The sequence below is a fragment of the Nocardiopsis mangrovi genome (assembly GCF_042653925.1).
Taxonomy (GTDB): Bacteria; Actinomycetota; Actinomycetes; order Streptosporangiales; family Streptosporangiaceae; genus Nocardiopsis_B; species Nocardiopsis_B mangrovi.
Window position 1 is genome coordinate 291,112 of the sequence record NZ_JBHSFQ010000004.1, and the last position, 25,350, is coordinate 316,461.

The 25,350-nt window shown below is 74.1% G+C and carries 20 protein-coding genes; 14 read left to right on the top strand and 6 right to left on the bottom strand.

The window, feature by feature from the left end; translation table 11 throughout:
* Positions 1 to 3: 3 nt before the first annotated feature.
* On the bottom strand, positions 4 to 1,854 hold the full coding sequence (locus ACFO4E_RS07095; RefSeq protein ID WP_378572224.1) for an ABC transporter substrate-binding protein: 1,851 nt from the start codon (positions 1,852 to 1,854) through the stop codon (positions 4 to 6).
* A gap of 239 nt (positions 1,855 to 2,093) precedes the next feature.
* Between ACFO4E_RS07095 and ACFO4E_RS07100 the strand changes: the two genes are divergently transcribed.
* The 8 genes from ACFO4E_RS07100 (at position 2,094) to ACFO4E_RS07135 (ending at position 12,939) form a co-directional block, all read left to right on the top strand.
* Entirely contained in the window at positions 2,094 to 2,807 is a 714-nt protein-coding gene (locus tag ACFO4E_RS07100) for a metal-dependent hydrolase (protein ID WP_378572225.1), read from the top strand.
* 70 nt (positions 2,808 to 2,877) lie between these two features.
* The gene (locus ACFO4E_RS07105; RefSeq protein ID WP_378572226.1) at positions 2,878 to 3,540 is read left to right on the top strand and encodes an O-methyltransferase; all 663 of its coding nucleotides are present in this window, start codon (positions 2,878 to 2,880) and stop codon (positions 3,538 to 3,540) included.
* A 197-nt stretch (positions 3,541 to 3,737) separates the two neighbouring features.
* Positions 3,738 to 4,703 carry an N-acetylmuramic acid 6-phosphate etherase gene (murQ, locus tag ACFO4E_RS07110; RefSeq protein WP_378572227.1) on the top strand — a complete coding sequence of 322 codons (966 nt, stop codon included), beginning with the start codon at positions 3,738 to 3,740 and terminating at the stop codon, positions 4,701 to 4,703.
* A 33-nt stretch (positions 4,704 to 4,736) separates the two neighbouring features.
* A complete protein-coding gene (locus ACFO4E_RS07115) occupies positions 4,737 to 6,317 on the top strand; it encodes a PTS transporter subunit EIIC (RefSeq protein ID WP_378572228.1) in 1,581 nt (526 codons plus the stop codon).
* A 118-nt stretch (positions 6,318 to 6,435) separates the two neighbouring features.
* Complete coding sequence (locus ACFO4E_RS07120) at positions 6,436 to 7,587, top strand: exonuclease SbcCD subunit D (protein WP_378572229.1); 1,152 nt, start codon at positions 6,436 to 6,438, stop codon at positions 7,585 to 7,587.
* Positions 7,587 to 10,724 (top strand): AAA family ATPase, encoded by a 3,138-nt coding sequence (locus tag ACFO4E_RS07125; RefSeq protein ID WP_378572230.1) that lies wholly within the window; start codon positions 7,587 to 7,589, stop codon positions 10,722 to 10,724. The genes ACFO4E_RS07120 and ACFO4E_RS07125 overlap by 1 nt, the downstream gene beginning before the upstream one ends.
* Before the next feature lie 889 nt (positions 10,725 to 11,613).
* A complete protein-coding gene (locus ACFO4E_RS07130) occupies positions 11,614 to 12,396 on the top strand; it encodes an AAA family ATPase (RefSeq protein ID WP_378572231.1) in 783 nt (260 codons plus the stop codon).
* A gap of 117 nt (positions 12,397 to 12,513) precedes the next feature.
* Positions 12,514 to 12,939, top strand: a complete 426-nt coding sequence (locus ACFO4E_RS07135) for a hypothetical protein (RefSeq protein ID WP_378572232.1) — start codon at positions 12,514 to 12,516, stop codon at positions 12,937 to 12,939.
* 181 nt (positions 12,940 to 13,120) lie between these two features.
* Here the strand turns inward: ACFO4E_RS07135 and ACFO4E_RS07140 are convergent, their stop codons facing one another.
* From ACFO4E_RS07140 to ACFO4E_RS07155, 4 genes are all read right to left on the bottom strand, one after another.
* Positions 13,121 to 14,092: a TIGR03621 family F420-dependent LLM class oxidoreductase gene (locus ACFO4E_RS07140; protein ID WP_378572233.1), complete on the bottom strand. Its 972-nt coding sequence runs from the start codon at positions 14,090 to 14,092 to the stop codon at positions 13,121 to 13,123.
* A 105-nt stretch (positions 14,093 to 14,197) separates the two neighbouring features.
* Entirely contained in the window at positions 14,198 to 16,231 is a 2,034-nt protein-coding gene (locus tag ACFO4E_RS07145; RefSeq protein ID WP_378572234.1) for a bifunctional copper resistance protein CopD/cytochrome c oxidase assembly protein, read from the bottom strand.
* Positions 16,232 to 16,348: 117 nt separating this feature from the next.
* A complete protein-coding gene (locus ACFO4E_RS07150; protein WP_378572235.1) occupies positions 16,349 to 16,471 on the bottom strand; it encodes a hypothetical protein in 123 nt (40 codons plus the stop codon).
* Between the two features lie 221 nt (positions 16,472 to 16,692).
* Complete coding sequence (locus tag ACFO4E_RS07155; RefSeq protein WP_378572236.1) at positions 16,693 to 17,721, bottom strand: class I SAM-dependent methyltransferase; 1,029 nt, start codon at positions 17,719 to 17,721, stop codon at positions 16,693 to 16,695.
* 293 nt (positions 17,722 to 18,014) lie between these two features.
* Here ACFO4E_RS07155 and ACFO4E_RS07160 point away from each other — a divergent pair, with 293 nt between their 5' ends.
* The 4 genes from ACFO4E_RS07160 to ACFO4E_RS07175 all read left to right on the top strand — a co-directional run bounded on the left by ACFO4E_RS07160 (position 18,015) and on the right by ACFO4E_RS07175 (position 22,894).
* Positions 18,015 to 19,328, top strand: a complete 1,314-nt coding sequence (locus ACFO4E_RS07160; RefSeq protein ID WP_378572237.1) for an amidohydrolase family protein — start codon at positions 18,015 to 18,017, stop codon at positions 19,326 to 19,328.
* Positions 19,329 to 19,454: 126 nt separating this feature from the next.
* On the top strand, positions 19,455 to 20,573 hold the full coding sequence (ald, locus tag ACFO4E_RS07165; protein ID WP_378572238.1) for an alanine dehydrogenase: 1,119 nt from the start codon (positions 19,455 to 19,457) through the stop codon (positions 20,571 to 20,573).
* Between the two features lie 302 nt (positions 20,574 to 20,875).
* Positions 20,876 to 21,475: a class I SAM-dependent methyltransferase gene (locus ACFO4E_RS07170; RefSeq protein WP_378572239.1), complete on the top strand. Its 600-nt coding sequence runs from the start codon at positions 20,876 to 20,878 to the stop codon at positions 21,473 to 21,475.
* Positions 21,476 to 21,730: 255 nt separating this feature from the next.
* The gene (locus ACFO4E_RS07175) at positions 21,731 to 22,894 is read left to right on the top strand and encodes an enolase C-terminal domain-like protein (RefSeq protein WP_378572240.1); all 1,164 of its coding nucleotides are present in this window, start codon (positions 21,731 to 21,733) and stop codon (positions 22,892 to 22,894) included.
* 57 nt (positions 22,895 to 22,951) lie between these two features.
* Here ACFO4E_RS07175 and ACFO4E_RS07180 read toward each other — a convergent pair whose 3' ends face one another.
* Entirely contained in the window at positions 22,952 to 23,995 is a 1,044-nt protein-coding gene (locus tag ACFO4E_RS07180) for an isopenicillin N synthase family dioxygenase (protein ID WP_378572241.1), read from the bottom strand.
* Positions 23,996 to 24,338: 343 nt separating this feature from the next.
* Between ACFO4E_RS07180 and ACFO4E_RS07185 the strand changes: the two genes are divergently transcribed.
* Together ACFO4E_RS07185 and ACFO4E_RS07190 are read left to right on the top strand one after the other, a co-directional pair.
* A complete protein-coding gene (locus ACFO4E_RS07185; protein ID WP_378572242.1) occupies positions 24,339 to 24,710 on the top strand; it encodes a hypothetical protein in 372 nt (123 codons plus the stop codon).
* A gap of 109 nt (positions 24,711 to 24,819) precedes the next feature.
* The gene (locus tag ACFO4E_RS07190; protein ID WP_378572243.1) at positions 24,820 to 25,275 is read left to right on the top strand and encodes a MaoC family dehydratase; all 456 of its coding nucleotides are present in this window, start codon (positions 24,820 to 24,822) and stop codon (positions 25,273 to 25,275) included.
* The last annotated feature ends 75 nt before the right edge of the window (positions 25,276 to 25,350 follow it).

Here is a 25,350-nt window from a genome sequence, read left to right on the forward strand (position 1 = left end):
GCATCACTCTCGATCTTCGGAGGTCTTCGACCTGCGCCAGAAGTAGAAGGCACCGCCCGCGACCGCCACCACGACCACCGCCGCGACGCCGGCGATCACCCCCGTGGACGGGCCCGATCCGGCGCCGGCGCCCGCCCCGGCCGGCGTGGCCGAGGTGAAGCTCCAGTGGCCGTCCTGGCCCCAGATGTTGCCGCCGGGGTCGGGCTGGACCTGGATCGAGGAGATCTGGTCGGAGCGGTAGGCCTCCAGCGTGTTGGAGTAGGTCAGGACGTTGACCACGGCCTCTTCGTAGAGGATGGCCTGCATGTCCTTGACGATCTCGGCGCGCGCCCGCGGGTCGTCGTAGGCGGCCAGCTGCTCGGCGTAGAGCTCGTCGTACTCCTCGTTGCAGAAGTAGGCGTCGCTGCGCATGGTGCCGGGCTCTTCCGGCAGGGCGTCGCAGGTGTGGATGCCGAGCACGTAGTCGGGGTCGGGGTTGACGCTCCAGCCGGTCATGATGAGGTCGTACTCGCCGCTGTGCAGGGCGTCGCTGAGCACGCCGGGGTCGACCGTCTGGTTGTCGATCTCGATGCCGATGGCGGCCAGGCGCTCGGTGAGGACCTGTCCGATGCTGACGTAGTCGGGCCGGTCGTTGTGGACGTGGAAGCGCAGTTCGAGCCGGTCGCCGTCGGGCGAGGTGCGCACGCCGTCGTCGCCCATTTCGTAGCCGGCGTCGTCGAGCATGTCGTTGGCGGCGTCGACGTCGAAGTCGAGGCGCTGGTCGCCCTCGGGGGCCCACGCGTAGTCGGGGTAGCGCGCGGGGATGTAGCCCTCGGCGGGCTCGGCGTAGCCGCCGTAGACGTTCTCGACGATCTCGTCCTTGTCGATCGCCCGCATGATGGCCTGGCGCAGGACACGGTCCTGGAGGGCGGGGTGGCCGTCGCCGAACGCCTCGCCGTCCTGGGTCTCGGCGCCGGGGTTGATGGTGAACGCCTGGAACCGCTTGCCGGTGGCGTTGTTGACGGTGATGCCGTCCTCGTTCCCGAGGGCGTCGGCCTGGGCGGGGGTGAGGCCGCTGATGAGGGAGACCTCGCCGCTGCGCAGCGCCTCGACCTGGGCGTCCTGTTCGGGCATGGTCGTGAAGACGACGCGGTCGAACTGGGGAGGGTCGCGCCAGTAGTCGTCGTTGGCCTCGAGGGTCACCGACTGGTTGGGCTCGTAGCCGGTGATGGTGAAGGGCCCGCTGCCGACGATCGGGAAGTCCTGGTCGTTGTTGAACTCGCCGAAGTCCTCGACGTCCTCCCAGACGTGGCGGGGGACGATGGGGATGTCGAGCGCGAGCATGGTGGCCTGCGGCTCGGAGAGGACGATTTCGAGGGTGGTGTCGTCGGTGGCGGTGGCGCTCTCGAAGTTGGCGACGAAGTTGCCGTTGGCGGTGGCGGCGGCGTCGTCCTCCATCATCGTGGTGTAGGTCCAGGCGATGTCGTCGGCGGTGAGGGGCTCGCCGTCGCTCCACTGGGCGTCATCGCGGATCTGGAAGGTCCAGGTGAGGCCGTCGTCGGAGGTCTCCCACGACTCCGCGAGCCCGGGGATCGGCTCGTTGGTGGCGGGGTCGTAGTTGGTGAGGAAGTCGTAGTTCAGGCGGAAGAGGCTGGTGCTGATGAGGCGCTGGGCGAGGAAGGGGCTGAGGGAGTCGACCGGCTGGGACACGCCGACGGTCAGGGTGTTCCCGGACCCCTCGTCGGCGCCGGCGGCCGCGGAGGGCAGCGCCGCGGTGGCGAGGGCCATGGCGGCGGCGGTGACCGAGAGCAACCGGCGGGAGGCCCGGGATCTGCGCGATCCGGGTCTCGGGGGGTCCGGCAAATTGGTGGCCATACGTGAGTCCAACCCCTTGGTTTCAGTGGGGGACGGGAAGTCCGACCGTCGGTGTGTTGGTTGTTTACCAGCGTGGACGGAAGAGCGTCAACGAGCTACACCTTCCCTGTCACGCATTGTTTACGATGTTCCGGGCGGATCGTCGGCGCCACCCCGAGATGCACCGGAGCGGGTATTAACTCCGCTCCGAAACCCGGGATGATTCGCCAGGAATCGCCGCTACCGCTACGGTTCCGGCCATGATGGGGCACTCACACGCGCTCAGCGGCGTGGTCGGATGGATGGCGGTCGTTCCGCTCCTCCAGGGAACAGAGTTCTTCGGGGTCGGCTTCGACCTGGGGTCCGGCGAGATCATCGCGGGCGGCCTGGTCTGTGCGGGGGCGGCGCTGCTCCCCGACATCGACCACAAGAGCGCCACCGTCACCAACACCTACGGCGTGGTCACCCGCACCCTGGGGGCGCTGTTCAACTGGCTGTTCGGCGGGCACCGCAACGGCACGCACTCGCTACTGTTCGCCCTGCTCATGGGGGCGCTGACCCAGGCACTCGCGCTGTGGTCCGATCTCGCCGTACAGATCTTCGTCTTCCTGCTGATCGGCATCGCCTTCAACGGGCTCGGCTTCGGCATGGACAAGAACAAGACCGCGGCCGAGGTCATCAACGCGCTGGTCACAGCGGGGATCACACTGGCGCTGTTCACCAACGACGTGAACTACACGTGGATGGGCCTGGCGGTCGCCTTCGGCTGCCTGCTCCACTTCATCGGCGACATGGTCACCGAGATGGGCGTGCCGCTGCTGTGGCCGTTCTGGAAGTACCGGTTCGGCCAGAACATGGGGTTCAAGACCGACAGCAAGATCGAACGCAAGGTCGTCACCCCGCTGCTCACGATCGGGATCATCCTCTACAGCGTCTACCTGTTCCCCTGGCCCGAGCTCATACCGGAGTCCTGACCCCCGGCCGGGGCCTCCAGGACCGGGCGGCGCCCGGCCCCGGAGGCCCCGCGGGGTTAAGGTGATCTCCGTGACGCGCACCTCGGAGTCCCTGAGCCCGGAACTGAACGACTACATCGTGGCCCACAGCGCCCCGGTCGACGACGTCCTCGCCGACCTCGCCGCCGAGACCGAGCGCCTGTACCCGCGCAGCGCGGGCATGCAGATCGGTCCCGAGCAGGGCACGTTCATGACCCTCCTGGCCCGGCTCTCCGGCGCCCGCGACGCCGTGGAGGTCGGCACCTTCACCGGCTACTCCGCGATCTGCACGGCCCGCGGCCTGCCGGCCGACGGCACCCTGCTCGCCTGCGACATCAGCGAGGAATGGACCTCGGTCGCCCGCCGCTACTGGGAGCGCGCGGGGGTCGCCGGGAAGATCACGCTCAAGCTGGCCCCGGCACTGGAGACCCTGCGGGCGCTGCCGGAGGGGCCGCGGTTCGACCTGGCGTTCATCGACGCCGACAAAGAGGGCTACATCGGCTACTGGGACGCACTGGTGCCGCGCATCCGGCCGGGCGGCGCGCTGCTGGTCGACAACACCCTGTCGCACGGGCGGGTCATCGACCCCGACGTGACGTCGGCGCAGGTCCAGGGCATCCGCGACTTCAACGACCACGCACTGGCCGACCCGCGCGTGGAGGTCGTCCTGCTGCCGATCGGCGACGGCCTCACGCTGGCCCGTCGCAGGGACTGACCCGCCCAGGCGCGGCGCCCCGCCCTCGGCCGGGCCCGCCGTCGGACCGGGCGAGGCGCGAAAGAGCGGTGCCGCCCCGGGGTGGTGCGCGGGGCGCGTGGTAAATAACCTTCCCGTATGAGCGGACCGCGGGAGAAAACCAACCCGGTGGCCCGCCCGCCGCATCCCAGGCCCCGACGACGAGGACGCGCCACCTGATGACCACCACCGAGGGCCCCTCCGCCGAGCTGCGCCGGCAGTTGGAGACGCTGTCGACCGAGGCACGCCGGCCCGACCACGCCGAGATCGACCGGCTGCCCACCCTGGACCTCGCGCGGACCATGAACGAGGGCGACGCCGAGGTCCCGGCGGCCATCTCCGCCGCGCTGCCCGCCATCGCCTCGGCCATCGACGCCATAGCCGAGCGCATGGGCGGCGGCGGCCGGCTCGTCTACGCCGGCGCCGGAACCGCGGGGCGCATGGGCGTCTTGGACGCCAGTGAGTGCCCGCCCACGTTCAACACCGCGCCCGAGCAGGTCATCGGCTTGATCGCAGGCGGCGAACAGGCCATACGCACCGCCGTCGAGGGCGCCGAGGACGACGCCGCGCGGGCCGCCGCCGACCTGGACGCGCTCGGCCTCGGCCCCCAGGACGTGGTGGTGGGGATCTCGGCGTCGGGTCGCACCCCCTACGCCGTGGCCGCCGTCGAGCACGCCCGCTCCGCGGGGGCGCTGACGGTCGGGCTGGCCTGCAACGCGGGCTCCGCCCTGGGCGCCGCCGCCGAGCACGCGCTGGAGATCGAGACCGGGCCCGAGCTGGTCTCCGGGTCGACCCGGCTCAAGGCGGGGACGGCGCAGAAGCTGGTCCTCAACATGATCTCCACCATCACGATGATCCGGCTCGGCAAGACCTACGGGAACCTCATGGTCGACCTGCGCTCGACCAACGAGAAGCTGCGGGTGCGCTCGCGGCGCATCGTCGCGCTCGCGACCGGGGCGCCCGAACCGCAGATCGAAAAGGCGCTCGCGGCCACCGGCGGCGAGGTCAAGGACGCCATCCTGATGATCCTCTCCGGGGTGGGCGCCGCCGACGCCGCCGATCTGCTCGCCGAGGCACGGGGGCACCTGCGCGCCGCACTCGAAGCGGCCCCCAACGGGGCCGGCCCCGCACTCTCCGGCGACTGAGCGACGCCGGCCACCCACCGCCGAGGAGCCCTCATGGACAACGCGGGCAGCACCGACAACACGGACAAGCACCAGAGAACAGCGGCCAACCTGCTCCCCCTGGTCGGCGGCGCCGCCAACGTCACCTCGGTGGCCAACTGCATCAGCCGGCTGCGGCTGGGGATCGCCGACCCCTCGCTGGTCCGCGACGCCGACATCCGGGCGCACGACGCGGTACTGGGCGTGGTCGAGGACGACACCTACCAGATCGTGCTCGGCCCGGGGGCCGTGGCCAAGGTCGCCACGGCGTTCGGACGCCTGGTGGACGAGGCCCGGGAGGCGGCGGCCCCGGCCGGCGGTCCGGGCGGGGCGGCGGCCGGGCCCGCCGGCGGGTCCGGGAGCGGCGCCCTCACGGGGGAGGCCGCGCGGCTCAAGGCCGAGCAGAGGCGGCGCAACGCCACCCCCGGAAAGCTGCTGCTGCGCCGGATCGCCAACATCTTCGTGCCGCTCATCCCCGCGCTGATCGCGTGCGGCATCATCGCGGGCATCACCGGCGTGCTCACCAACGTGGCCACCGGCTACGGCCTGACCGGGCTGGCGGCCTTCCTGCCGCTGCTGTCGGCGATCAGCGCCGGGTTCATGAGCCTCATCGCGGTGTTCGTCGGCGTCAACGCGGCAAAGGAGTTCGGCGGCACCCCGATCGTCGGCGGCGCGGTGGCGGCGATCATCGTCTACCCCGGCGTCGCCGACGTGCCTTTCACGCTGTTCGGCCAGGATCTCGCGCCCAACCAGGGCGGGGTGCTCGGGGCGATGGGCGCCGCCGTCCTCGCCGCCTACCTGGAGCGGTGGGCCACCCGGTGGGCGCCCGAATCCATCGCCATGCTGATCGTCCCGACCTTCGCGGTCCTCGTAGCGGGGCTGGTGACGCTCCTGGTGCTGATGTCGGTGGCGGGCTTCGTCGCCGAGGGCGTGGGCGTGGCGGCCGACCGGCTGCTGGGCAGCGCGGGGGTGTTCGCGGGGTTCGTCCTGGCCGGGCTGTTCCTGCCGCTGGTGATGCTCGGGCTGCACCAGGCGCTGATCCCCATCCACACCACTCTGATCGAGCAGTCGGGCTACACCATGCTGCTGCCCATCCTCGCCATGGCCGGCGCCGGCCAGGTGGGCGCGGCGCTCGCCGTGTACCTGCGGCTGAAGCACAACGCGGCGATGCGCCGGACGATCCGCTCGGCGCTGCCCGCCGGGCTGCTGGGTGTGGGCGAGCCGCTGATCTACGGGGTCTCGCTGCCGCTGGGGCGCCCGTTCATCACCGCCTGCGTGGGCGGGGCGTTCGGCGGCGCCGTCGTCGGGCTGCTCACCCAGCTCGGCTACACCACCGGGTCCACCGCCATCGGTCCCTCCGGGTGGGCGCTGTTCCCGCTGACGAACGGCGAGCAGGGGATCGGCTTCGCCATCGCGGTCTACGCGGCCGGGCTCCTGTCGGGCTACATCGCCGGGTTCGTGGCCACGTACTACTTCGGCTTCAGCGCCGCCATGCTCACCGAGCTCAACGCCCCGCCCGGCGGCGCCGGGGACGCACCCGCGGCGGGCGCGGCGCCCGCCGCGGCCGGCACCCCGCCGGCGGCAGCGGCCCCCTGACTCCGGGCCGTGGGGCGGCGGGCGCGGCCGCCCCCCGGCCCGGTCGGTACCGGACGAAGCCGGGCACGTGTGGACAACCCCTGCGGGCACCGGCCCGACTCCAGTAACCTCCCGGACCATGCGGCTCTTGCACACCTCCGACTGGCACCTGGGACGCTCGTTCCACCGCGAAAACCTGATCAGCGCGCAGGCGGCGTTCATCGACCACCTCATCGCCACCATCAGGTCGGAGCGCATCGACGTCGTGCTGGTCGCCGGCGACCTCTACGACCGCGCGCTGCCCCCGCTCGACGCCGTGCGGCTCTTCGACGACGCCCTGCGCCGCATCCGCGACACCGGGGCGCGGGCCGTCCTGATCAGCGGCAACCACGACTCCATGGTGCGACTGGGCTATGCCACCGACCTCATCGACGCCGCGGGCATCCACCTGCGCAGCTCGCTCGACCGCGTGGGCACGCCGGTCGTCATCGACGACCGCCACGGGCCGGTGGCCTTCTACGGCATCCCCTACCTCGAACCCGAGATCGCCCGCCACCACTGGGGCCTCACCGAGCGCGGGCACTCCGCGGTGATCGGCCACGCCATGGACCTCGTCCGCGCCGACCTGGAGCGGCGCCCGGCCGGCACGCGGTCGGTGGTCCTGGCCCACGCCTTCGTCAGCGGCGCGGAGCCCTCCGACAGCGAGCGCGACATCTCCGTGGGCGGGGCGTCGCACGTCCCGCTGTCCGTCTTCGACGGCGTCGGCCACGTGGCGCTCGGCCACCTGCACGGCAGGCAGGCCATGTCGCCGACCGCGTACTACTCGGGGTCGCCGCTGGCCTACTCCTTCTCCGAGGAACGCCACGTCAAGGGGTCCTGGATCCTGGACCTGGGCGCGTCGGGCCCGGCGTCGGCCGAATTCGCCGAGGCCCCCGTCCCCCGGCCCATCGCCCGTATCCGCGGGCGCATCGACGACCTCCTCAACGGGGCCGGCTGGGAGCGCTACACCGGGCACTGGCTCCAGATCACCCTCACCGACCCGCTGCGCCCGCAGCTGCCCATGGACCGGCTGCGCGAGCGCTTCCCGCACGCCCTCGCCCTGGACTTCGACCCCGACCACCGCCCCGATTCCGACCACTCCACCTGGTCCCAGCGGGTCGCGGGCCGGTCCGAGCCCGACCTCGCGCTCGACTTCGTCGGCTGGGCGCGCGGCGCCCCCGCCACCGACGCCGAACGCGGGCTGGTGCGCTCGGCCTTCGAAGACGTCCGCACCCGGGAGGCCACGCGCTGATGCGACTGCACACACTGACCGTCCAGGCGTTCGGGCCGTTCGCCGGAACGGAGACCGTCGACTTCGACCGCCTGGGCGCGGGCGGGTTGTTCCTCATCCACGGCCCCACGGGAGCGGGCAAGACCTCCGTGCTCGACGCCGTGTGCTTCGCCCTCTACGGAAATCTGCCCGGCGCCCGCAAGGCCACCACCTTGCCGCGCAGCAACCACGCCCCGCCCGACCGGCGCCCCGAGGTCGTGCTGGAGGCCACCATCCGCGGGCGGCGGCTGTCGATCACCCGCTCCCCGGCGTGGAACCGCCCCAAGAAGCGAGGCACGGGCACCACGGAGGAGAAGGCGAAGGTCGTCGTCTCCGAACTGGTCGACGGCGCATGGCGCGGGCTGACCAACCGGATCGACGAAGCCGCCCAGCTCATCGTCGACGACCTCCTGGGGCTGTCGTTGGACCAGTTCAGCCAGATCGTGCTGCTACCCCAGGGCGAATTCGCCAGTTTCCTGCGGGCCAAGGCGCCCGACCGCCGCGAGTCCCTCGAACGCATCTTCAACACCGGCGTGTTCACGCGCGTCGAGGACTGGCTGAGCGAGCACGCCCGCACGCTGCGAACGGCGGCCAACGCCGCCGAGGCCACGGTCTCCTCCACCGCCGACCTCGTGGCCGAGGTCGCCGGCGCCTCCCGGCCGGCCGGTGGCGGGCTGGACGACCTCGTCCCGTGGGCCGCCGAACTCGCGTCCCTGGCGGCGGCGACCGCCGCCGACGCCGATACGGTCACCGCTGAGCGCGTCGCCGACCGCGACCACGCGCGCCGCGCCGTCGACTCCGCCCGCGCCCTCGACGAGCGCCGCCGCCGCCACGCCGGCGCCGCTGAGCGGAACACGGTGCTCTCCGCACGCGCGGCGGAGCGGGCGGCGCTCGACTCCGAGCTCGACGCCGCCGGGCGGGCCGCGGCCGTCGTCCCGCTGCTGCGCACCGAGGACCAGCGCCGCACCCAGCTCGCCAAGGCCGAACTCGCGGTCGCCGAGCACCTGGACCTCGTCAACGGCCTGCCCACCGACCCCGCGCCCCCACCGCGCGACCACCCGGCAGCGCCCATCTCCGCATCCGACTCCCCGTCCCCATCGCCCGGCCACCGGGCCGCGGCCGCCCCGGAGCCCCACGCCGCCGCCGGGCGGGATCACGGTCCGGCCGCGCCCCCGGCGGCCGGCCCCGGGGACGACCCCGGCGCCGAGCGGGGGCGTCTGCGGTCGGCCGAGCGGCTGCGCCGCGATGAAGTCGCGCGGCTCGAACACCTCCGCGGCGACGCCGACCGCCGCCGGGACGTGCGCCGCGAGATCGCGGCGCTCGACGACGCCATCGCCGCCAAGCGCGAGGACCTCGACCACGAGCGGCGCCGCATCGCCGAACTCCCCGCGCAGCGGTCCGCGCTCGCCGCCGAACTGGAGGACGCGCGGTCCCGTGCCGGATCGCGCGAGCACGCCGCCACGGCGCTCGAACTCGCCCGGCGGACGGTGGCGGCGGCGCGCGACCACGCGTCGCTGAACCGCGAACTCGCGGCGGCCGAACGGCACCGCGTCGCCGCGGTCGATGCCGCCCAGGCGGCGGTCGACGCTCTCCAGGACCTCCGGCGGGCCCGGATCGAGGGCATGGCCGCGGAACTGGCGGCCGCGCTGGCCGACGGTGCGGCGTGCCCCGTGTGCGGGTCGGCCGAGCATCCCCGCCCCGCGCCGGGCGACCGCGACCGCCCCTCCCCCGAAGACGAAGAACGGGCACGTCTGCACGCGGAATCCGCGGGCGAGCGGCGGACCCTGGCCGAGACCGCGGTCACGTCCCTGACCGAGCGGCTCGCCGCCGCACGGGCCGCGGCCGAAGGGCTGGACGAAGCCGACGCCGTGGCCCTCGCCGGGCGGCGGCAGCAGGCCCTGCACGACATCGACACCGCGGCCGCCCAGGCGGCCGGGGCCGCCCAACGCCTGGACGCGCTCGACACCGCCCTGGACCACGCGCGCACCCGCGAGGCCCGGCTCACCGCCGACCTCGCCGAGATCACCGAGCGGCGCGCCGCCCGCGAGAGCGAGGCCGAGCGGCTCACCGGGCTCCTCGACTCCGCCCGCGGGCCCGACCCCGACCTCGCCGCGCGGATCTCCCGGCTGTCCGCCGAGGCCGACCTCCTGGCCGCGGCGGGCGAGTCCCTGGACCGGCTCGCCGCCGCGGCCGAGGAGCTGCGGGGCGCCGAACGCGAAGCGCGCCGGGCCCTCGGCGAGGCCGGGTTCCCCCACACCGCGTCCGTGTGGGCCGCGGAGCGCGGCGACGACATCGTGCGCGGCCTCCGCGAGCGCGCCCGCGCCCATGACGACGAACTCGCCGCCGTGCGGGCGGTGCTCGCCGATCCGGAGCTCGCGGCAGCGGCGGCGCGGCCCGCCCCGGACCTCCACGCGCTGCGCCGCGTGGCCGGCACCGCCGAGGCCGCCGCCGAACACGCGCTGGCCTGGCGTGACCGGTTCACCCGCCGCGCCGCGCGCCTCGCCGGCCTCCGCGCCGAACTCGATTCCAGGCTGGCGGGTTCACGCCCGGCCCGCGAGCGGCACGCCGTCGCCGAGAGGCTGGCCCGGCTCGCGTCCGGCACGTCGACCGCCAACCGCGAGAACGTGCGCCTGTCGGCGTATGTACTGGCGGCACGGTTGGAGCGCGTCGTGGCCGCGGCCAACGACCGGCTGGCCAAGATGTGGAGCGGCCGCTACGAACTGCGGCACACGATCGACAAGTCGGCGGGCGACCGCTCACGCTCGGGCGGCGGGCTGGGGTTGCGCGTGCTCGACGCCTGGACCGGCCAGGAGCGCGACCCCGCCACGCTGTCGGGCGGCGAGACCTTCGCGGGGTCGCTCGCGCTGGCACTGGGCCTGGGCGATGTCGCGGGAGCGGAGGCCGGCGGCGCCGACATCCACACGCTCTTCGTCGACGAAGGCTTCGGCAGCCTGGACGAAGAGGCGCTGGAGGAGGTGCTCGGCCTGCTCGACGACCTCCGCGACGGCGGCCGGGCGGTCGGCGTGGTCAGCCACGTCGCCGACCTCCGCTCCCGCATCACCACCCGCCTCAAGGTCGGCAAGACCCCGACCGGATCGACCCTGACCCAGATCGGATAGGCCCCGCTTGTTCGGATGCCTCCGGATAGGCGAGCGGCCGTCCAGGCGCCGCCTCGCACGACGATCCGCGAAGTTCAGCCTGGTCCCGTTCAAGCGCGATCGGCGCAGCGATGCGGCGTCAGGGCCCCGCTGTGCCGCCATATGGAGCAGGCACAGGAGGGGCGTGGTCGCGATCCCGGAACGATCCGAGAGAACAGGGCCTGCGGGGACACCGCCCGCCGCCACCGGCGGGCGGGCCGATCCGGCCGGCCCGGGCGAGGTCCGGCGCACGGCCCCGCCGCCCCGCCCATCCGGAGCAGGGGCCCGATCCCGCACATCCGACCAGCGCGACCCGAACACCTGCCGTTCAGGGCCGAAACCTCCCCCGCCGCGGGTAGTGGACGGCCGACCGCCACCACCCCGACCGCCCACCCCACCTGCGGCGCCCGCCCGCGCCGCGCCGCCGCCCCACCCGCTCGGGATCCGGCCCGCGTCCCCCGGCCCCGCCACGTCACCCACCCGCCGGCCGGTCTCGGGCATCACGCCACGGTCCCTGCCCCGCCCGGCACGACATGCGGCGATTGGATCCGGCTCGACCGGATAGCCGGTGAGGTACGTCCGCCGCCCAGGCGGACACCACCCTGGATGACCATGGGAAACCGCGATGACCAGGAGAAACCGTGCCGCGCCGGGCCGGGCGCCGGCCCAGCGGTGACCCGGGGTGGGATCGGCCGTGATTCCGGAACTTCTCACCACCGGTCCCGGTTGTCCTTAGACGGCACTTATCCGGAAGGCGCAGAACACGGACATGACCCTTTCCCTCGTCCCCGCCGCCGCCCCGCAGGCGCGGACGCCGCGAAGAGCCGGTGCATTGGAGTGCTCCACGTGTTCCGACGTCAGAACCGACGCCGTGGCTGACACCGGCGTCCGGCCCCCCTCCGGGCCCGACGCTCCATCCGCCGCCTTCGACCGCCACGGCCACCACCCCCGCAGCCGACCGTCCTCCACCGGTCCGCCCCCTCCCGCCGGGCCGCGGACGGCCCCGGCCCGCGAGGCGGCGGCCCCACCCCGTCCGGCGGCGGTGCCCCCGCCCGTACTGCACTACCCGGCCCGTTCGCTCGTGCTGCTGGGCGGTGTGCCGGGGGCGGGCAAGAGCACGCTGCTGAACCGGCTGTACGGGCTCGACGGCACCGAGACCGGGACCGTACGGACGCGCGAAGGCGTGCGCGTGGTGGATTCGCAGCAGTCGCGCAACCGCCTCACTCCGGCGCTGCGCCTGGTCCCCTACCCGTGGTGGCGGTGGGTGGTGCACGTCCTGCACTACGCGCGCGTCGTCGCCGCTCTGCGCACCGGCGACCCGGTCATCGTGCACGAGACCGGGACCCGGCGCGCGGTGCGCAGGCTGCTGGGCTGGCACTGCCGCCGGGCGAGCGTGGAGGTGCACCTGGTGCTGATCGACGTCGCGCCCGATGAGGCCCTGCGCAGCCAGATCGAGCGCGGACGCCGTGTCACGGCCTACAGCCACCGCACGCACAGCCGACGGTGGACGCGGCTGCTGTCGGCCTGCGGCAGCGGCCCCGGCGCGGTGCTGCGCGGCGCACGCTCGCTGGAGCTGCTGGACCGCGCGAAGGCACGCGCCCTGGGTGCGATCCGCTTCACCTCCACCCCGAGGCGGGTGGCGTTGGTCCGGTGACGGATGGTGGTCGCGGCACGTCAGAGGCGTCCGCACCGCGATTCCGAGCGGTCGGCCGGTGCCGCGGCGGCATCGGCACCGGCCGGACCGCCGGCCGTCCGATGACAGAATGTCGGGGTGAATTCCCTGGTCAACATCGTCGCGTTCGGCATCGCCGGCGCCGTCATGATGGCGGCCCTGATCGGGCTGCTGCTCATCGCCTCCGGCCGCAATGCCGGCCGCCCCGTGCGGATCCTGTTCGGAGCGGTCGCGGTCGTCCTGCTGCTGATGGTCCCCTCGATCGCGGCGCTGAACCTGCTGGCCGCCGACCCCTCGGCCGGTTTCGGGCGGGCGCTCCTGGTGGCGTTCTGCGTGGTGGCGATCGTCTACGCCACGAACGTCGCCCTGATCCCGCTGGCGCTGCGGCGCGCGGCCGCCGCGCGGGGCCTCGACCGCCCCGCTCCCCTCCGGCTCACCCCGGCGACGCTGCTCGGCGGCCTGATCATCTGCGCCGCCCTCGGCGCGCTCGACGCGGGGCTGGCCCTGGCCGCGAACGCGGCCTGATCCGGAGCCGCGGCAGCGACACCGCAACGGCGCGATTCGCACAAGCCCGCACGCCGCGGCCGTGGCGGCGCTGGCCGTCGTGGTCCTGGGCGGCGCGCTCGTGCTGGTCGCGGACGCGGTGTTCGCCGGGTGGTGGCTCTGACCCGCCGCGTCCCTTGCGCGGCGGGGGCGGGCCGGCGGCTCAGGTGTCCGCTGTGCCGGGGAGCGTGTCCGCGCCGCGGGGCCGGTCGACGGGCTCCGGAGGGTCCGGCTCCTCGCCCGCTTTGCGGCGGACCAGCGGGATGACCTCGGCCAGGGCGTCGCGATAGGGGCCGTGGGTGCACACGTAGCCGAAGCCGTAGCGGTCGCGGTTGGCGATGATCTCCGCCGCGATCTCCTCGGCCGTACCCACCAGCAGGTAGGGACTGTCCAGGACGGACCGGACGGTGCCGAGCCCGCTGTCGGCGAGCTTGACGGCCAGTTCCGCCGCCTTCTTCTCGGCGTCGTCGGTGAGGAAGACGCCTTGGACGAGGACGTTGAACTCCAGGTGCGCGGCGCGCGAGCCGGCGCGCTCACGCACGAAGTCGGCCCGTTGCAGGGTCTCCTCCGGTCCGGCGACGCCGAACTCGCCCATGCGCCGCCCTTTGAGTTGGGTGAGGCCGCCGAACCCGATGATGTCGGCGTGCCGCGCGGCGAGGGCGAGCGTGCGCTCGCCGTGCGCGCCGATCAGCAGCGGCGGCCGCGGCACCTGCCGCGGCAGCGGCTGCTGGCCGTCCTCGGCGAAGAGCGTGTCGAGCTCCCGGATGGCCCCTTCGAGCCGGTCGACGCGCTCGGCGTGGGGGCGCCATGGGATGCCGGCCCGGTCGAACTCCGCCTTCATGTGGCCGGCCCCCAGGCCCAGTTCCAGCCGTCCGCCGGAGAGCCGGTCGACGGTCGCCGCCTCGCGGGCGAGGACCGCCGGGTTCCAGAACTCGTTGTTGACGACCAGCGTGCCCAGCCGCACGCGGGTGGTGGCGACCGCCGCGGCCCCCAGCATGGCGAAGGGCGAGGGCGCCCCGAGGTGGTCGGGTGCCAGGATGACGTCGAACCCCAGGCGTTCACTGCTCCGGCAGAAGTCCGGCCACCGGCCGATCTCCGTGTTGCCGAAATTGACACCGAACCGAAATGTGGTCATGGGCCGACCCAACCCGAACGCGCCCGCGGGCACCAGGGGGTTACGCCCGGAGCTGGAGAATTCCGCTCTCGGCTCAGCCCTCTGGACCCGGCGGGCGCCGGAGGTCTAGCCTTGCTGCTTCGCTTTGCGGTCGAGTTCGGCGAGGTAGGAGTTGTAGTCGTCCATGTCGGCGTCGTCGGACCCGCCGCGGCGGCTGTGCCGCTCGCGCCGGCGCTCGGTGCGCTCGTCGTCGCGCGACCACTGCACGACCAGGGCGATCATGACCAGCAGGGTGGGGATCTCGGCGACCGCCCAGGCGACCCCGCCGCCCATGTACTGGTCTTCGGCCACGCCCTCGCTCCACGGGACGACGAACTGCCCGTAGTAGTCCATGGCCAGCGGCTCCGACTGCATCATGATCGTGATGCCGAAGAACGCGTGCACGCCCATCGTGACCAGCAGCAGGACGATGCGCAGCAGGTGCGGGACCCTGCGCTGGGCGGGGTCGACGCCCACGATCACCCAGTAGAACAGGAACCCGCTCACCAGGAAGTGCACGCCCATGACCAGGTGGCCCAGGTGGTCGTTCATCAGCGCCGCGTACAGCGGCGTGAAGTAGAGCGCGTAGGGGCTGAGGACGAAGAGCGGGGTGGCCACCGCCGGGTGGGTGACCACGTGTGAGAAGCGGCTCTGCAGGAACGCGCTGATCCATTCGCGCGGCCCGCGGTCGCCGCGCCTGGCGGCGGGCTTGAGGGCGCGCAGGGCCAGGGTCACCGGGGCGCCGAGGACGAGCAGGATCGGGGTCAGCATGGACAGCACCATGTGCTGGACCATGTGGACGCTGAAGAGGACCATCGAGTAGGTGCTGACCCCGCTGAGCTGCGCGATGACGATGGTCGCCAGGCCCGCCGCCCAGGCCGCGCAGCGGCCCCACGGCCAGCGGTCGCCGCGCCGGACCAGGCGCACCACCCCGGCGGCGTAGAGCCCGCCGAGGACCACGACGACCATGATGAAGAACAGGTCGGGCCGCCACAGGGTGGCGAGGGTCGTGGCGGTCATGGGCGGGGGCATGGGGAAGCCGAGCAGTTCGGCGACGGGGTCGACGGTGCCGTCGATCGGCGGGGGCGGCGCCGTGCGGCTGAGCGCGGTGGCCAGGCCCATGGCCGCGCCCATGACCGCGATCTCCGCCCCGGCCAGGCGGGCGAAGAGCCGCCGGCCCTCGGACTCGCGGATGCGCGGGATGGTGGAGCGGCGGTGCAGCCAGCCGATGACGCCGAGGACGGCGAAGACCGCGGCCTTGGCCACCATGATGCGGCCGTACTCGGTGGTGAACAGCTCCGTGACGTCGTAGAGGCGGCTGAGCGCGCTGGCGGTACCGCCGATGGCGACGCCGATGTAGGCCCACAGGGCGATCCGGCTGAACCGCTCGGCCGCGATCGCGGTGTGCTCGCCGTTGGCGCGCAGGCCGTGGAAGGTCACGGCGGCCAGCCCGCCCACCCACACGGAGATGGCCAGGACGTGCAGGGCCAGCCCGGTGGTGGCGAGCTCGTGGGCGCCGGAGGAAGCGGAGTGCCCGGTCAGCGCGGGCGGCACGACGCCGGCGAGGCCGGTCGCCACCAGGCCGACGGCCCCCGCCGCGGTCTCGACGGTGCGCCCGAACAGGGCGACCGCGGTGGCGAACAGGATGACGAACATCAGGCCGATGCCCTGCGCGACCGACCCGGCGTAGCTCGTCAGCTGGTCGCCGATGACCTCGCCCGGGGGCAGCCCGAGCAGGTCGGAGAGCTGGAAGACCAGGGTGACCCCGGCGGTGGCGGCCCAAACGAGCGCCGCCCACGATGCCGCCCGCACATACCCGCGGGCTTGGCCGCCCAGGATCCCCTTGTCGGAAGGCAGCAGGAACGCGGCGAGCAGCAGCAGGCCGACGGTGAGCGCGCCGGCGACGTCCATGACGGTCCGGGCGACCGGCAGGCCCCAGCGGGTGAGGGGCCCGGCGTCGGGCAGGCCGGGGATGACCTGCGCGGTCACGGCGCCACCGGTGACCAGCGCGATGATCAGCGCGATCAGGGTGACGGCGGTCGCCGCCACACCGATGATGATCGTGGTGTCGGTCCCGCCGCGCGCTGCGGTCGAGGTCTCGCGGTTCACTGGGGGAGCCACGCGGTGCCACTCCGTCGTCGTCGAATTCGACAGGGCGCGGCTCGACGGCGGCTTTTCGGTCGGTCCACGGACGAGGAGTCCATGAGGCCGAATCAGCGCCGGGGCAACGCCCTCCGGTCAGTGGCGGCGACGGATCACCACCACAGCGGTGGCCGCGCCCACCAGCAGCCCGAAACCGCCCCACAGCCAGGGGCCGAGCGCGGCGACGGAGTCGCCGGTGAGCAGGCCTGCCAGATCCACGCGGACACCACCTCGAACCAGGGTAAGCCTACTACTACAGCGCGTCGGACCCACCGTGCGCAAAGCGCGGACGGGGCGGTGCAGACCCCACCGCCCCGCAGGTCAACGGCTTGGACACGCCTCCAGGAGTCCTCCCGGGATCCGTCCGCCGCACCGCGGATCCGGGCGCCGCCGCACTCGCGCGGACGGCCGCCCGGGGCGGCGCGCGAACGCCTCCGCGGTCAGTCCGTGGGGTCCTCCGGGGAGGACAGGGTGAACACGTCGGCCCCCTTCTCCAGCGCCACCCGGCGCACGCGGCGCAGGTCGGGGTGCTCGGCGACCCACCGGTCGCCGATCTCCTGCTCGTCGGTGCGGATGGTGTCGTCGATGACGACGACCGCGTCGGTGGAGCAGCGCGGCAGCAGGACGGGCACGGCGGGGTAGCGCGCCTGCGGGCCGGTACGGGCGGGCGGGCCGTCGACGAACAGCAGGTCGATGCCCTTCAGGTCGGCCAGCGCGTCGACGTCGTACCAGCGCTGCGCGTCGGTGCCGTCGCCCTGGGGCGACCAGTCGCGCAGTGGGGCCAGCCGGACCTCCACGATGTCGGACAGCCCGTGGGCGGCGACCAGGTCGCGGCTGAGGGCGGCGTAGCGCTCGTCGTGCTCGATGGCCACGAGCCGCCCGGAGCCCGCGCGGCGCAGCGCGTAGCCCAGCCACACGCTGGACGCGCCGCTGCCGCACTCCACGACGAGTTTGGGGGCGCGGTCGCGGATCTGCTCGACGAGCAGCCGCAGGATGTCGGGCGACGCCGCCCAGTCGCGCAGGGCGGGCATGAACGGGCCCGGCTTCAGGTAGTCGCGCAGTTCCTGCCAGGCGACCTGCTGCTCGTAGTCGGCCCGCCCTTGGGCGGTGACGTGGGCGGTCAGCCGCTCGAACCGGTCCTTCTGGTCGGCGCGGACGCCGCGCAGCGACTTGGGCAGCTCGCTGAGGCCGCCGAGGGTGTCGAGGCCGGTCTCGACCCGGTCCAGGAGTGCGGACTGGCCCGTGGCGAGGTCCGCGAGGTCGTCCCGCAGGCGGCGGAGCTGGATGCCCTGCCTGCGCACGGACACCGCCGCGGCCGCCACGGCCGCCGCTGTCAGGACCGACACGACCAGTTGCAGCGCGACCGCCGCATCCACGGTGCCGGACGCCCACAGCAGCCCGGTCAGGCCCAGGCCGGCCGCTGTGGCCGCCGCTAGGGGAACCACGTAACGGGCAGGGGGCAGTCGCATGGCGGTCCTCCGAATATCCGGGTTTCGATGATCCGGCGGCACATCATGGCGATAATCGGTGCCCACTCGGGAAAGTTCTCCGCAATTCATCGGAAACTCTGGGAGGGACCTTGATCTCCGCAGCTCATCCGGGCTGTGCGGTGACGACGATAGCGGTTCGCCCCCCGGATCGCGATACCGTCGAGCGGTCGACACGCGGTTTCCGGAGGTGTGGCGATGCTCAGACCGCCACATTGTTCGTCATTTGCGCCCTGCGTGCGTGAAAAGGGTCATTGGACTACGAAGGGGATGCGATGCCCCAGTACGACAGCGTCATCCGGTCGCGGCGCGTGGTCACCCCCGGCGGGGTCCGGCCCGGTGCGGTCGGGATCCGCGGCGGGCGTATCACCGCCGTGGCCGACTACGACGCCCCGCTGACCGGTGGCGGCGAGACCGATCTGGGCCCGGTGGCGCTGCTCCCCGGCTGCGTGGACACCGACGTCGCCGTGCAGGCCCCGGGGCAGCAGCTGCGCGAGGGCTACGCGCGCACGTCCGCGGCGGCCGTGCGCGGCGGGGTGACCACCCTGGTCGTCACGCCCGCCCCCGCGCGCCCGGCGGTCACCGGGGTGCACGCGCTCAACGGCCACGTGGCCGCGGCGGCGGACAACGGTGTGCACGTCGCCTTCCTCGGCGGGATCGGGCCGCACAGCACCCCCGCCGACCTCGCCGACCTGCGCTCGGCGGGGGTGGTGGGGTTCCACTGCTCGCTGTCCGATGGCGGCGCGCCCGATGTGGGGCCCGTCGGCGATTCCCGGCTGCGCAAGGCCATGGTCGAACTCGCGGCCATGCAGGTCCCGCTGTTCGTGCACGCCGAGGACGCCGGCGAGCTGAGCGAGCCCGCGCGCGCCGGCAACGCCGCGCTGCTGGTGTCGCGCCCGCCGCGGGCCGAGCGCAGGGGGCTGGAGCGCATCATCGCCGCGGCGCGGGTGACCGGGGCCCGGACCCACGTCGCCCCGTTCACCGCCGCCGAGTGCGCCGCGATCCTCGCGGCGGCGCAGGCGATCGGCATCCCCGTCACCGCGCAGACCTGCCCCCACTACCTGTGCCTGCCCGCCGAACAGGTCCCCGACGCCTCCCCCGCCTTCGGCTGCCGCCCCCCGCTGCGGTCCAGCGCCAACCGCAACGCCCTGTGGAGCGTCCTGAGCGACGAGGGCGACTCCCCCATCACCACGATCGGGTCGGGACACCGCCCGGGGACCGGGGTGGCGGCCATCGCGTGGCTGCTGCCCGCGCTGTGGACGGCCGCCGCCCGCCGGGGGTGCGGCCTGGACGACATCGCGCGCTGGACCGCCCAGGCCCCGGCCGAGCTGGTCGGGCTGCGGCGCAAGGGCCGGATCGCACCCGGCCACGACGCCGACCTCGTGGCGTTCGACCCCGACGCGGTCCAGGCGGTGCCCGAGCACGGCGGGGGACCCTATGCCGGGCGCCGCCTGACCGGCCGGGTGGCCGGGACGTGGGTGGCGGGGCGCACCGCGTTCGCCGACCCCGCCGGCACCGGGGCGGAGGGCGCGGGGAGGCCGGGCCCGAACACCGCCGACGGAGGCCCTTTGCTCCCCATCAGCGGCTGAACCCCCAGGGGTGGATACACTTTGTCAACATGGGCTCCGATTCGCTTCCATGTTGGAGATGGCCGGGGTCGCCCCTCCGCGTCACAGTGAGGGTGTAGCCGCAACGATGCCGAGGAGGGAACCGCCGTGCGCGTCGGTGTGCCCCGAGAAGTCAAGAACCACGAATACCGGGTGGCGATCACCCCGGCAGGCGTCCACGAACTGGTGACCCGCGGGCACTCGGTAGCCGTCGAACGCGGCGCCGGCCTCGGCTCGTCGATCACCGACGAGGAGTTCACCGCCGCGGGCGCGAGCATCCTCGGCACCGCCGACGACGTCTGGGCCGAGGGCGACCTGATCCTGAAGGTCAAGGAACCGGTGGCCGAGGAGTACCACCGGATGCGCGAAGGCCAGACCCTGTTCACCTACCTGCACCTGGCGGCCTCGCGTGAGTGCACGGACGCGCTGCTGGAGCGCAAGGTCACCGCCGTCGCCTACGAGACCGTGCAGCTGCCCGACGGCTCGCTGCCGCTGCTGGCCCCGATGTCCGAGGTCGCCGGGCGGCTCGCCCCGCAGGTCGGCGCCGCCACGCTCCAGCGCCCCAACGGGGGCCGCGGCATGCTCATGGGCGGGGTTCCCGGGGTGCGGCCGGCGCGCGTCACCGTGATCGGCGCCGGGGTCTCGGGGCTCAGCGCCACCCGCATCGCGGTGGGCATGGGCGCCGATGTGACGCTGCTCGACCTCAACGTGGGCAAGCTGCGCCACGCCGACGACCTCTACGCGGGCCGGGTGGCGACCGTGTCCTCCAACGCCTTCGAGCTGGAACGCGCCGTCCTGGAGTCCGACCTCGTGATCGGAGCGGTGCTCATCCCCGGCGCCAAGGCGCCCAAGCTGGTGTCCAACGAGCTGGTCTCGCGGATGCGCAAGGGCGCGGTGCTCGTCGATATCGCCATCGACCAGGGCGGCTGCTTCGCCGACTCCCGGCCCACCACCCACGCCGATCCCACCTTCGACGTGCACGACACCGTGTTCTACTGCGTGGCGAACATGCCCGGCGCGGTCCCCAACACCTCCACCCACGCCCTCACCAAGGACACGCTGCGCTACGCGGTGGCGCTGGCCGGCAAGGGCTGGCGCGCGGCGCTGGCTGAGGACCCGGCGCTGGCGCAGGGCCTCAACACCTTCGACGGCGACCTCACCAACGAGGCCGTCGCGGAGGCGCACGGCCTGAAGCACCGCACGGTCGCCGAGGCGATCGCGGGATAGGGCGCGGCAGGCGGCGCCCGAGCAGACGGCCGGGCGCGCGGCCACGGCACCGCGCCCGTCCGGGGCCTTCCCGGGCGGGCGCCGTCGGCATGGCCGGGCCGCGCCGCGGAGCCCGCGGGACGGGTCCGGGCGGACGCAGGGCGCCCCCGCCCGGCGCCGGCCCACCGGACCGCGCCGGATTTCGATCCGGCGGGCGCAGGGGGGCGTCAGCCGGGCTCTGCGGGGCAGTGGACAACGCATGTGCAGGGACGACATCGCGCTCGGCGAGACGCCCCTGGAGGTGCGGACCTTGGGGGTGGCCGGTGGGACCACGGCGGCTCTGGACGGGGGCGCCCCCGGGGCGCAACCCCTTCGCCCTTCCGCGCGGCCTGAGCGGGCGGCTGGCCGGGCGGATCATGGCCCGCGCCAACCGGGACCGCAACGCCGAGCTGCTGGACTGGCTGGACGTCCGCGCGGGCACCCGCGTCCTGGAGGTCGGGTGCGGACCCGGGGTGCTGGTCGAGCTGCTGGCGCGCCGCCCGGGGGTGGCCGTGACCGCGGTCGACCCCTCGGACGAGATGGTCGCCATGGCGCGGCGGCGCAACGCCCGGGCCCTGCGCAGCGGGCGTGTACGCATCCACCGCGGCGACGCGGCGGCGACGGGAGTGGGCGACGGCCGTGCGGACCTCGCGGTGTCGGTCAACACGGTGGCGATGTGGCCGAGCCTGGACGACGGGATGGCCGAGCTGCACCGGGTGCTGCGCAGCGGGGGCCGGGCCGTGGTCGCCTGGCACCGGCGGCCCACCCGATTCGCCCTCGCCGAGGAGGAGCTGTCGACCGTGGAGAAGGCGCTCGCGACCCGCTTCGGCACGGCCGAACGGACGCTCCTGCACGGCTCCGTGGTGTTCGCCGCGGTGAAATGAGGACGGGCCCGTCCCCGGTCCCGGGGCGGCCTCCGCCGCCGCGCCCCGCTCCGCCGGCCCCGCGACACGCGCCGCCGGCCGCCGGATCTCCGTCCGCTCGCCCGCCGGCCCGCCGCCGGCGTCCCCGGTCATGCCCGGCCTCCCGGTATCCACAGGGCGCTGCCCGGCGGTGGTGGGGCCGGGGGCGAGCGGATACCTTCGAATCGGAGGGGATCGACCCTTGACCACCCCACACCCGAGCGAGTTGGAGCGCGCGTGCCACCCACCGAACCGGTGACGGCCACCCGGGTCGCGAGCATCGACGCGACCCTGGTCCGGCTGCCGTCGGCCCATCCCCGGCCCCGCCGCGCCGATCCCGCGGGCCGGCCGCGCCGTGAGCCGCACGCCCTCGTCCGCGTCACCGACGACCGCGGCATCAGCGGCTGGGGCGAGGTCACCATGGCCGACCCCGACCGCTGGCGCCTCCTCGTCGACCACTACGCCCCCGCCCTGCTGGCGCACACGTGGCACCGGCCCACCGAGGCCGAACTCGCCTGGGCCGGCCTGCCCTGGTGCGCGCCCGTCGCGGCCGGGCTCGACTCCGCCTGCTGGGACCTCTGGTCCAAGCAGCGCGGGGCGCCGCTCGCCCACTCCCTGGGCGGCGAGCGCACCGCGGTCACCGCCGGGGTCACGGTGCACCGCCAGGACACGCTCGACGCCCTGGTTCAGGAGGTCAACCGGCAGGTCGGCAGCGGGTTCCGGCGCATCCGGCTGGAGATCGCGCCCGGCCACGACATCGAGGCCGTCCGCGCCGTCCAGGAGAGCTACCCGTTCCTGGTACTCCAGGTCGACGCCCGCGGGCGCTACACCGAGGACCCCGCCGACCTCGACCGGCTCCGCGCCCTCGACAGCCGCGGCCTGCTCGCCATCGAGCAGCCGTTCGCGGCGCCCGACCTCGCCGCCCACGCCCGGCTGCACCGCGAGCTGCGCACGCCGGTCGCGCTGAACGCGTCGGTCGACTCCCTGGCCGCGCTCGACGATGCCATCCGCCTTGAAGCGGGCGGTGCGCTGAACCTGCGGGTGGCGAACCTGGGCGGGCTCACCCCGGCGCGCCGCGCCCACGACCGCGCCGCCGACGCCGGGTGGGACCTCTGGTGCGGTTCCGACTCCGAATCCGGGATCGGCCGGGCCGCGATCGTCGCCCTCGCGTCGCTTCCCGGGATCACCCTGCCCAGCGAGATGCCGGGAGCCGGCGGGCACACCGTCCGCGATGTCGCCGATCCGCCGGTGCGCGCCCACGACGGCATCACGCCCATCCCGCTCACCCGTCCCGGGCTGGGCCACGATATCGACTTCCGGGCGCTGGGCAACGCGGCGGTCGACTCCGTCTCGCTCGACCGCCAGGGCCGCCGCACCGTACCGGCGGAACCGGCCGACTGACGCCCGCGGGCGCCCGTCCGCTCCCGGCGCGGGCCGTGGCGGTGCGCCAGCCGCGCCTCAGGTGTCGAGCGGGGCGATCACAGGGCGCGGGCCGACGATGCGCTCCCAGCGCCTCCCGCCGAGCTTGGCGGCGATGTGCCCCGCGATGGTGACCGGCTCGTAGTAGTCGGGGCGGTCGGCCCCCACACAGGTGGGCAGGGTGGTGACCAGCGCGTCGAAGTCGCCGCCGTGGGTCAGCGCGGCCGAACGCCGGTGCCCGGCCGCCGGTGCGGGGCCGTCCGCGGGCACCACCCGGTGCGGCACCGACAGCCAGCGGTCGTTGGTCCAGCGCGCCAGCAGGTCGCCGACATTGACCAGCAGGGTGCCGGGCCAGGGCTCGACATCGTGCCAGCGGCCCTGTTCGTCGCCGAATTGCAGGCCGCCGCCGGGGTCGGACCACAGGATGCGCAGCAGGCCGATATCGGTGCGCCCGGCACCGGCCGGGGTGCCGGCCCCGGCCGGGGTGCCGGCCCCGGCCGGGCCGGGGCCCCGGGCTCCCGGCCCCAGCAGGGCGGGTACCCCGTGGTCCAGGCGCAGGGTGTCGATGGAGTGCCCGGTGTAGGGCTCGAAGAAGCCTTCGGGCAGGTCCAGGGCGACCGCGCAGATCCGGGTGAGCCGGCGGGCGAGCCGCTGGGCGGCGTCGAACCACGCCATCACCTGCGGCTGGAACCGGGGCAGGCCCACCGGCCAGATGTTGTCGGGGTAGATCTCGGCGGGCAGCGCCCGGTCGGGGAAGTCGTCGGCGCGGGTGCCGATTCGGAACGATTCGGGGTGCGCGGGGCCCGGCGGCGCGTATCCGCGGTCGAGGTCGGGTTCCGCGGCGAGGTAGCGGAGTTTGGCGGCGGGGGGCCGGTCGAAGAAGAGGTCGATCGCGTCGGCGATCCCGGCGTGGATGTTCTCCGGGATGCCGTGGCCCGCGATCCGCATGAGCCCGGTGTCGGCGGCCGCCGCGTCCATCCGCGCGGCGATGGCGGGCTGCGCCCCGGGGCCGTTCTCCCAGCCGGAGATGTCGATGAACGGCACGTCGAGCGCTGATCCGGTCGCCTTGGCCGCGGGGCCCATGCGTCCTCCCGTGGGGTCGCCAGGAAGTGTGTGAGCCGCCGTCCCGCGTGGGATGGCGGCGGGGGGCGAACAGCCGAACTCTAAGAAGGACGTGTTGCCGCCGGGTCAACCCGCGCAACACGGGGGTTAATCGACTGCGACCCTCGTGTCACTCTGTGTAGCAGACGCAGTTCACGGCAAGGGGCTCGATGCATGCAGATTGCGTTACCCTCTGTTGCGTTCCTGTTTCGGTCCGCACATGCGTCACTGTCGTCCCGGCCGGCCGCGCGTCCCGGCGCCTTGCCGGGGCGGCGGGGTTTCGGAGAGGATCGTTGGTCCTGGACGTCGGGGAAGGATGGGCACGGTGGCACGCTACGAGGTGCGGGCCCGCAAGTGGGCGAACGGGTGGGAGCTGAGCGTCGGCGGCATCGGCGTCACCTGGTCCCCCACCCTGGGCGACGCCGCGGCGCGCGCCCGGGAGTACATCTGCGGGCAGCTGCCCGCCGAGGAGGCCGGCGTCGAGGTCGACGTGGTCCCGAGCGTCGGCGACGACCTCGACCGGGTCGCCCTGGAGGCGAAGGCCGCGCTCGGCGACGCCGACGAAGCGCTGCGGGTGGCCACCGCCAAGACCCGGCAGGCGGTCTACGGCCTGACCAACGCCGGGCTGAGCAGCGACGACGTGGCGCACTGGCTGGGCCTGTCGCAACAGCGCATGAGCAAGCTCGTCACCGACTGACCGGCCTCGGCCGCGGCGGCGACGCAACGTGTGACCCCCGGCACACACCGGACGGCCGGGCCCCGCTAGAGTCGGCACGCGGTTTCCCACCCGATGCGAGGAGCACAGGTTGAGGACGTTCGCGGACATCGATGAGCTGGTCGCCGCCACGGGCGAGCACCTGGGCCACAGCGACTGGCTGACCGTCACCCAGGACCGCATCGACGGCTTCGCCGACGCCACCGGCGACCACCAGTGGATCCATGTCGACCGGGCGAGGGCCGCCGACGGACCGTTCGGCGGCACGATCGCCCACGGCTACCTCACCCTGTCGCTGCTGTCCTACTTCGGTCCGCGTGTGTTCCGGCTGGCCCGGCCGCCGCGCATGGGCATCAACTACGGGCTCAACAAGGTCCGGTTCCTCCAGCCGGTGCGCGCGGGCGCGCGCGTGCGCGACGGCATCGAGCTGGCCGACACCAAGGAGACCCCCAAGGGCGTGCTGCTGACGCTCGCGCACCGGGTGGAGATCGAGGGCGGCGAGCGCGACGCGCTGGTGGCCGAGACCCTGTCGCTGTACGTCCCCTGAGCGGCCCTCCGGCGCGCCGCGGGGGTCCGGGTCACGCTCGGCTTCCCGCTCTGCTCCCACGGCCCCGCGGACGGG

Coding starts and splice junctions, on each gene's coding strand:
- ACFO4E_RS07115 (WP_378572228.1), top strand. CDS start 4,737: ATGGACAACGCGGGCAGCACCGACAACACGGACAAGCACCAGAGAACA.
- ACFO4E_RS07180 (WP_378572241.1), bottom strand. CDS start 23,995: ATGGGCCCCGCGGCCAAGGCGACCGGATCAGCGCTCGACGTGCCGTTC.
- ACFO4E_RS07120 (WP_378572229.1), top strand. CDS start 6,436: ATGCGGCTCTTGCACACCTCCGACTGGCACCTGGGACGCTCGTTCCAC.
- ACFO4E_RS07095 (WP_378572224.1), bottom strand. CDS start 1,854: ATGGCCACCAATTTGCCGGACCCCCCGAGACCCGGATCGCGCAGATCC.
- ACFO4E_RS07125 (WP_378572230.1), top strand. CDS start 7,587: ATGCGACTGCACACACTGACCGTCCAGGCGTTCGGGCCGTTCGCCGGA.
- ACFO4E_RS07100 (WP_378572225.1), top strand. CDS start 2,094: ATGATGGGGCACTCACACGCGCTCAGCGGCGTGGTCGGATGGATGGCG.
- ACFO4E_RS07140 (WP_378572233.1), bottom strand. CDS start 14,092: ATGACCACATTTCGGTTCGGTGTCAATTTCGGCAACACGGAGATCGGC.
- murQ (WP_378572227.1), top strand. CDS start 3,738: ATGACCACCACCGAGGGCCCCTCCGCCGAGCTGCGCCGGCAGTTGGAG.
- ACFO4E_RS07155 (WP_378572236.1), bottom strand. CDS start 17,721: ATGCGACTGCCCCCTGCCCGTTACGTGGTTCCCCTAGCGGCGGCCACA.
- ACFO4E_RS07160 (WP_378572237.1), top strand. CDS start 18,015: ATGCCCCAGTACGACAGCGTCATCCGGTCGCGGCGCGTGGTCACCCCC.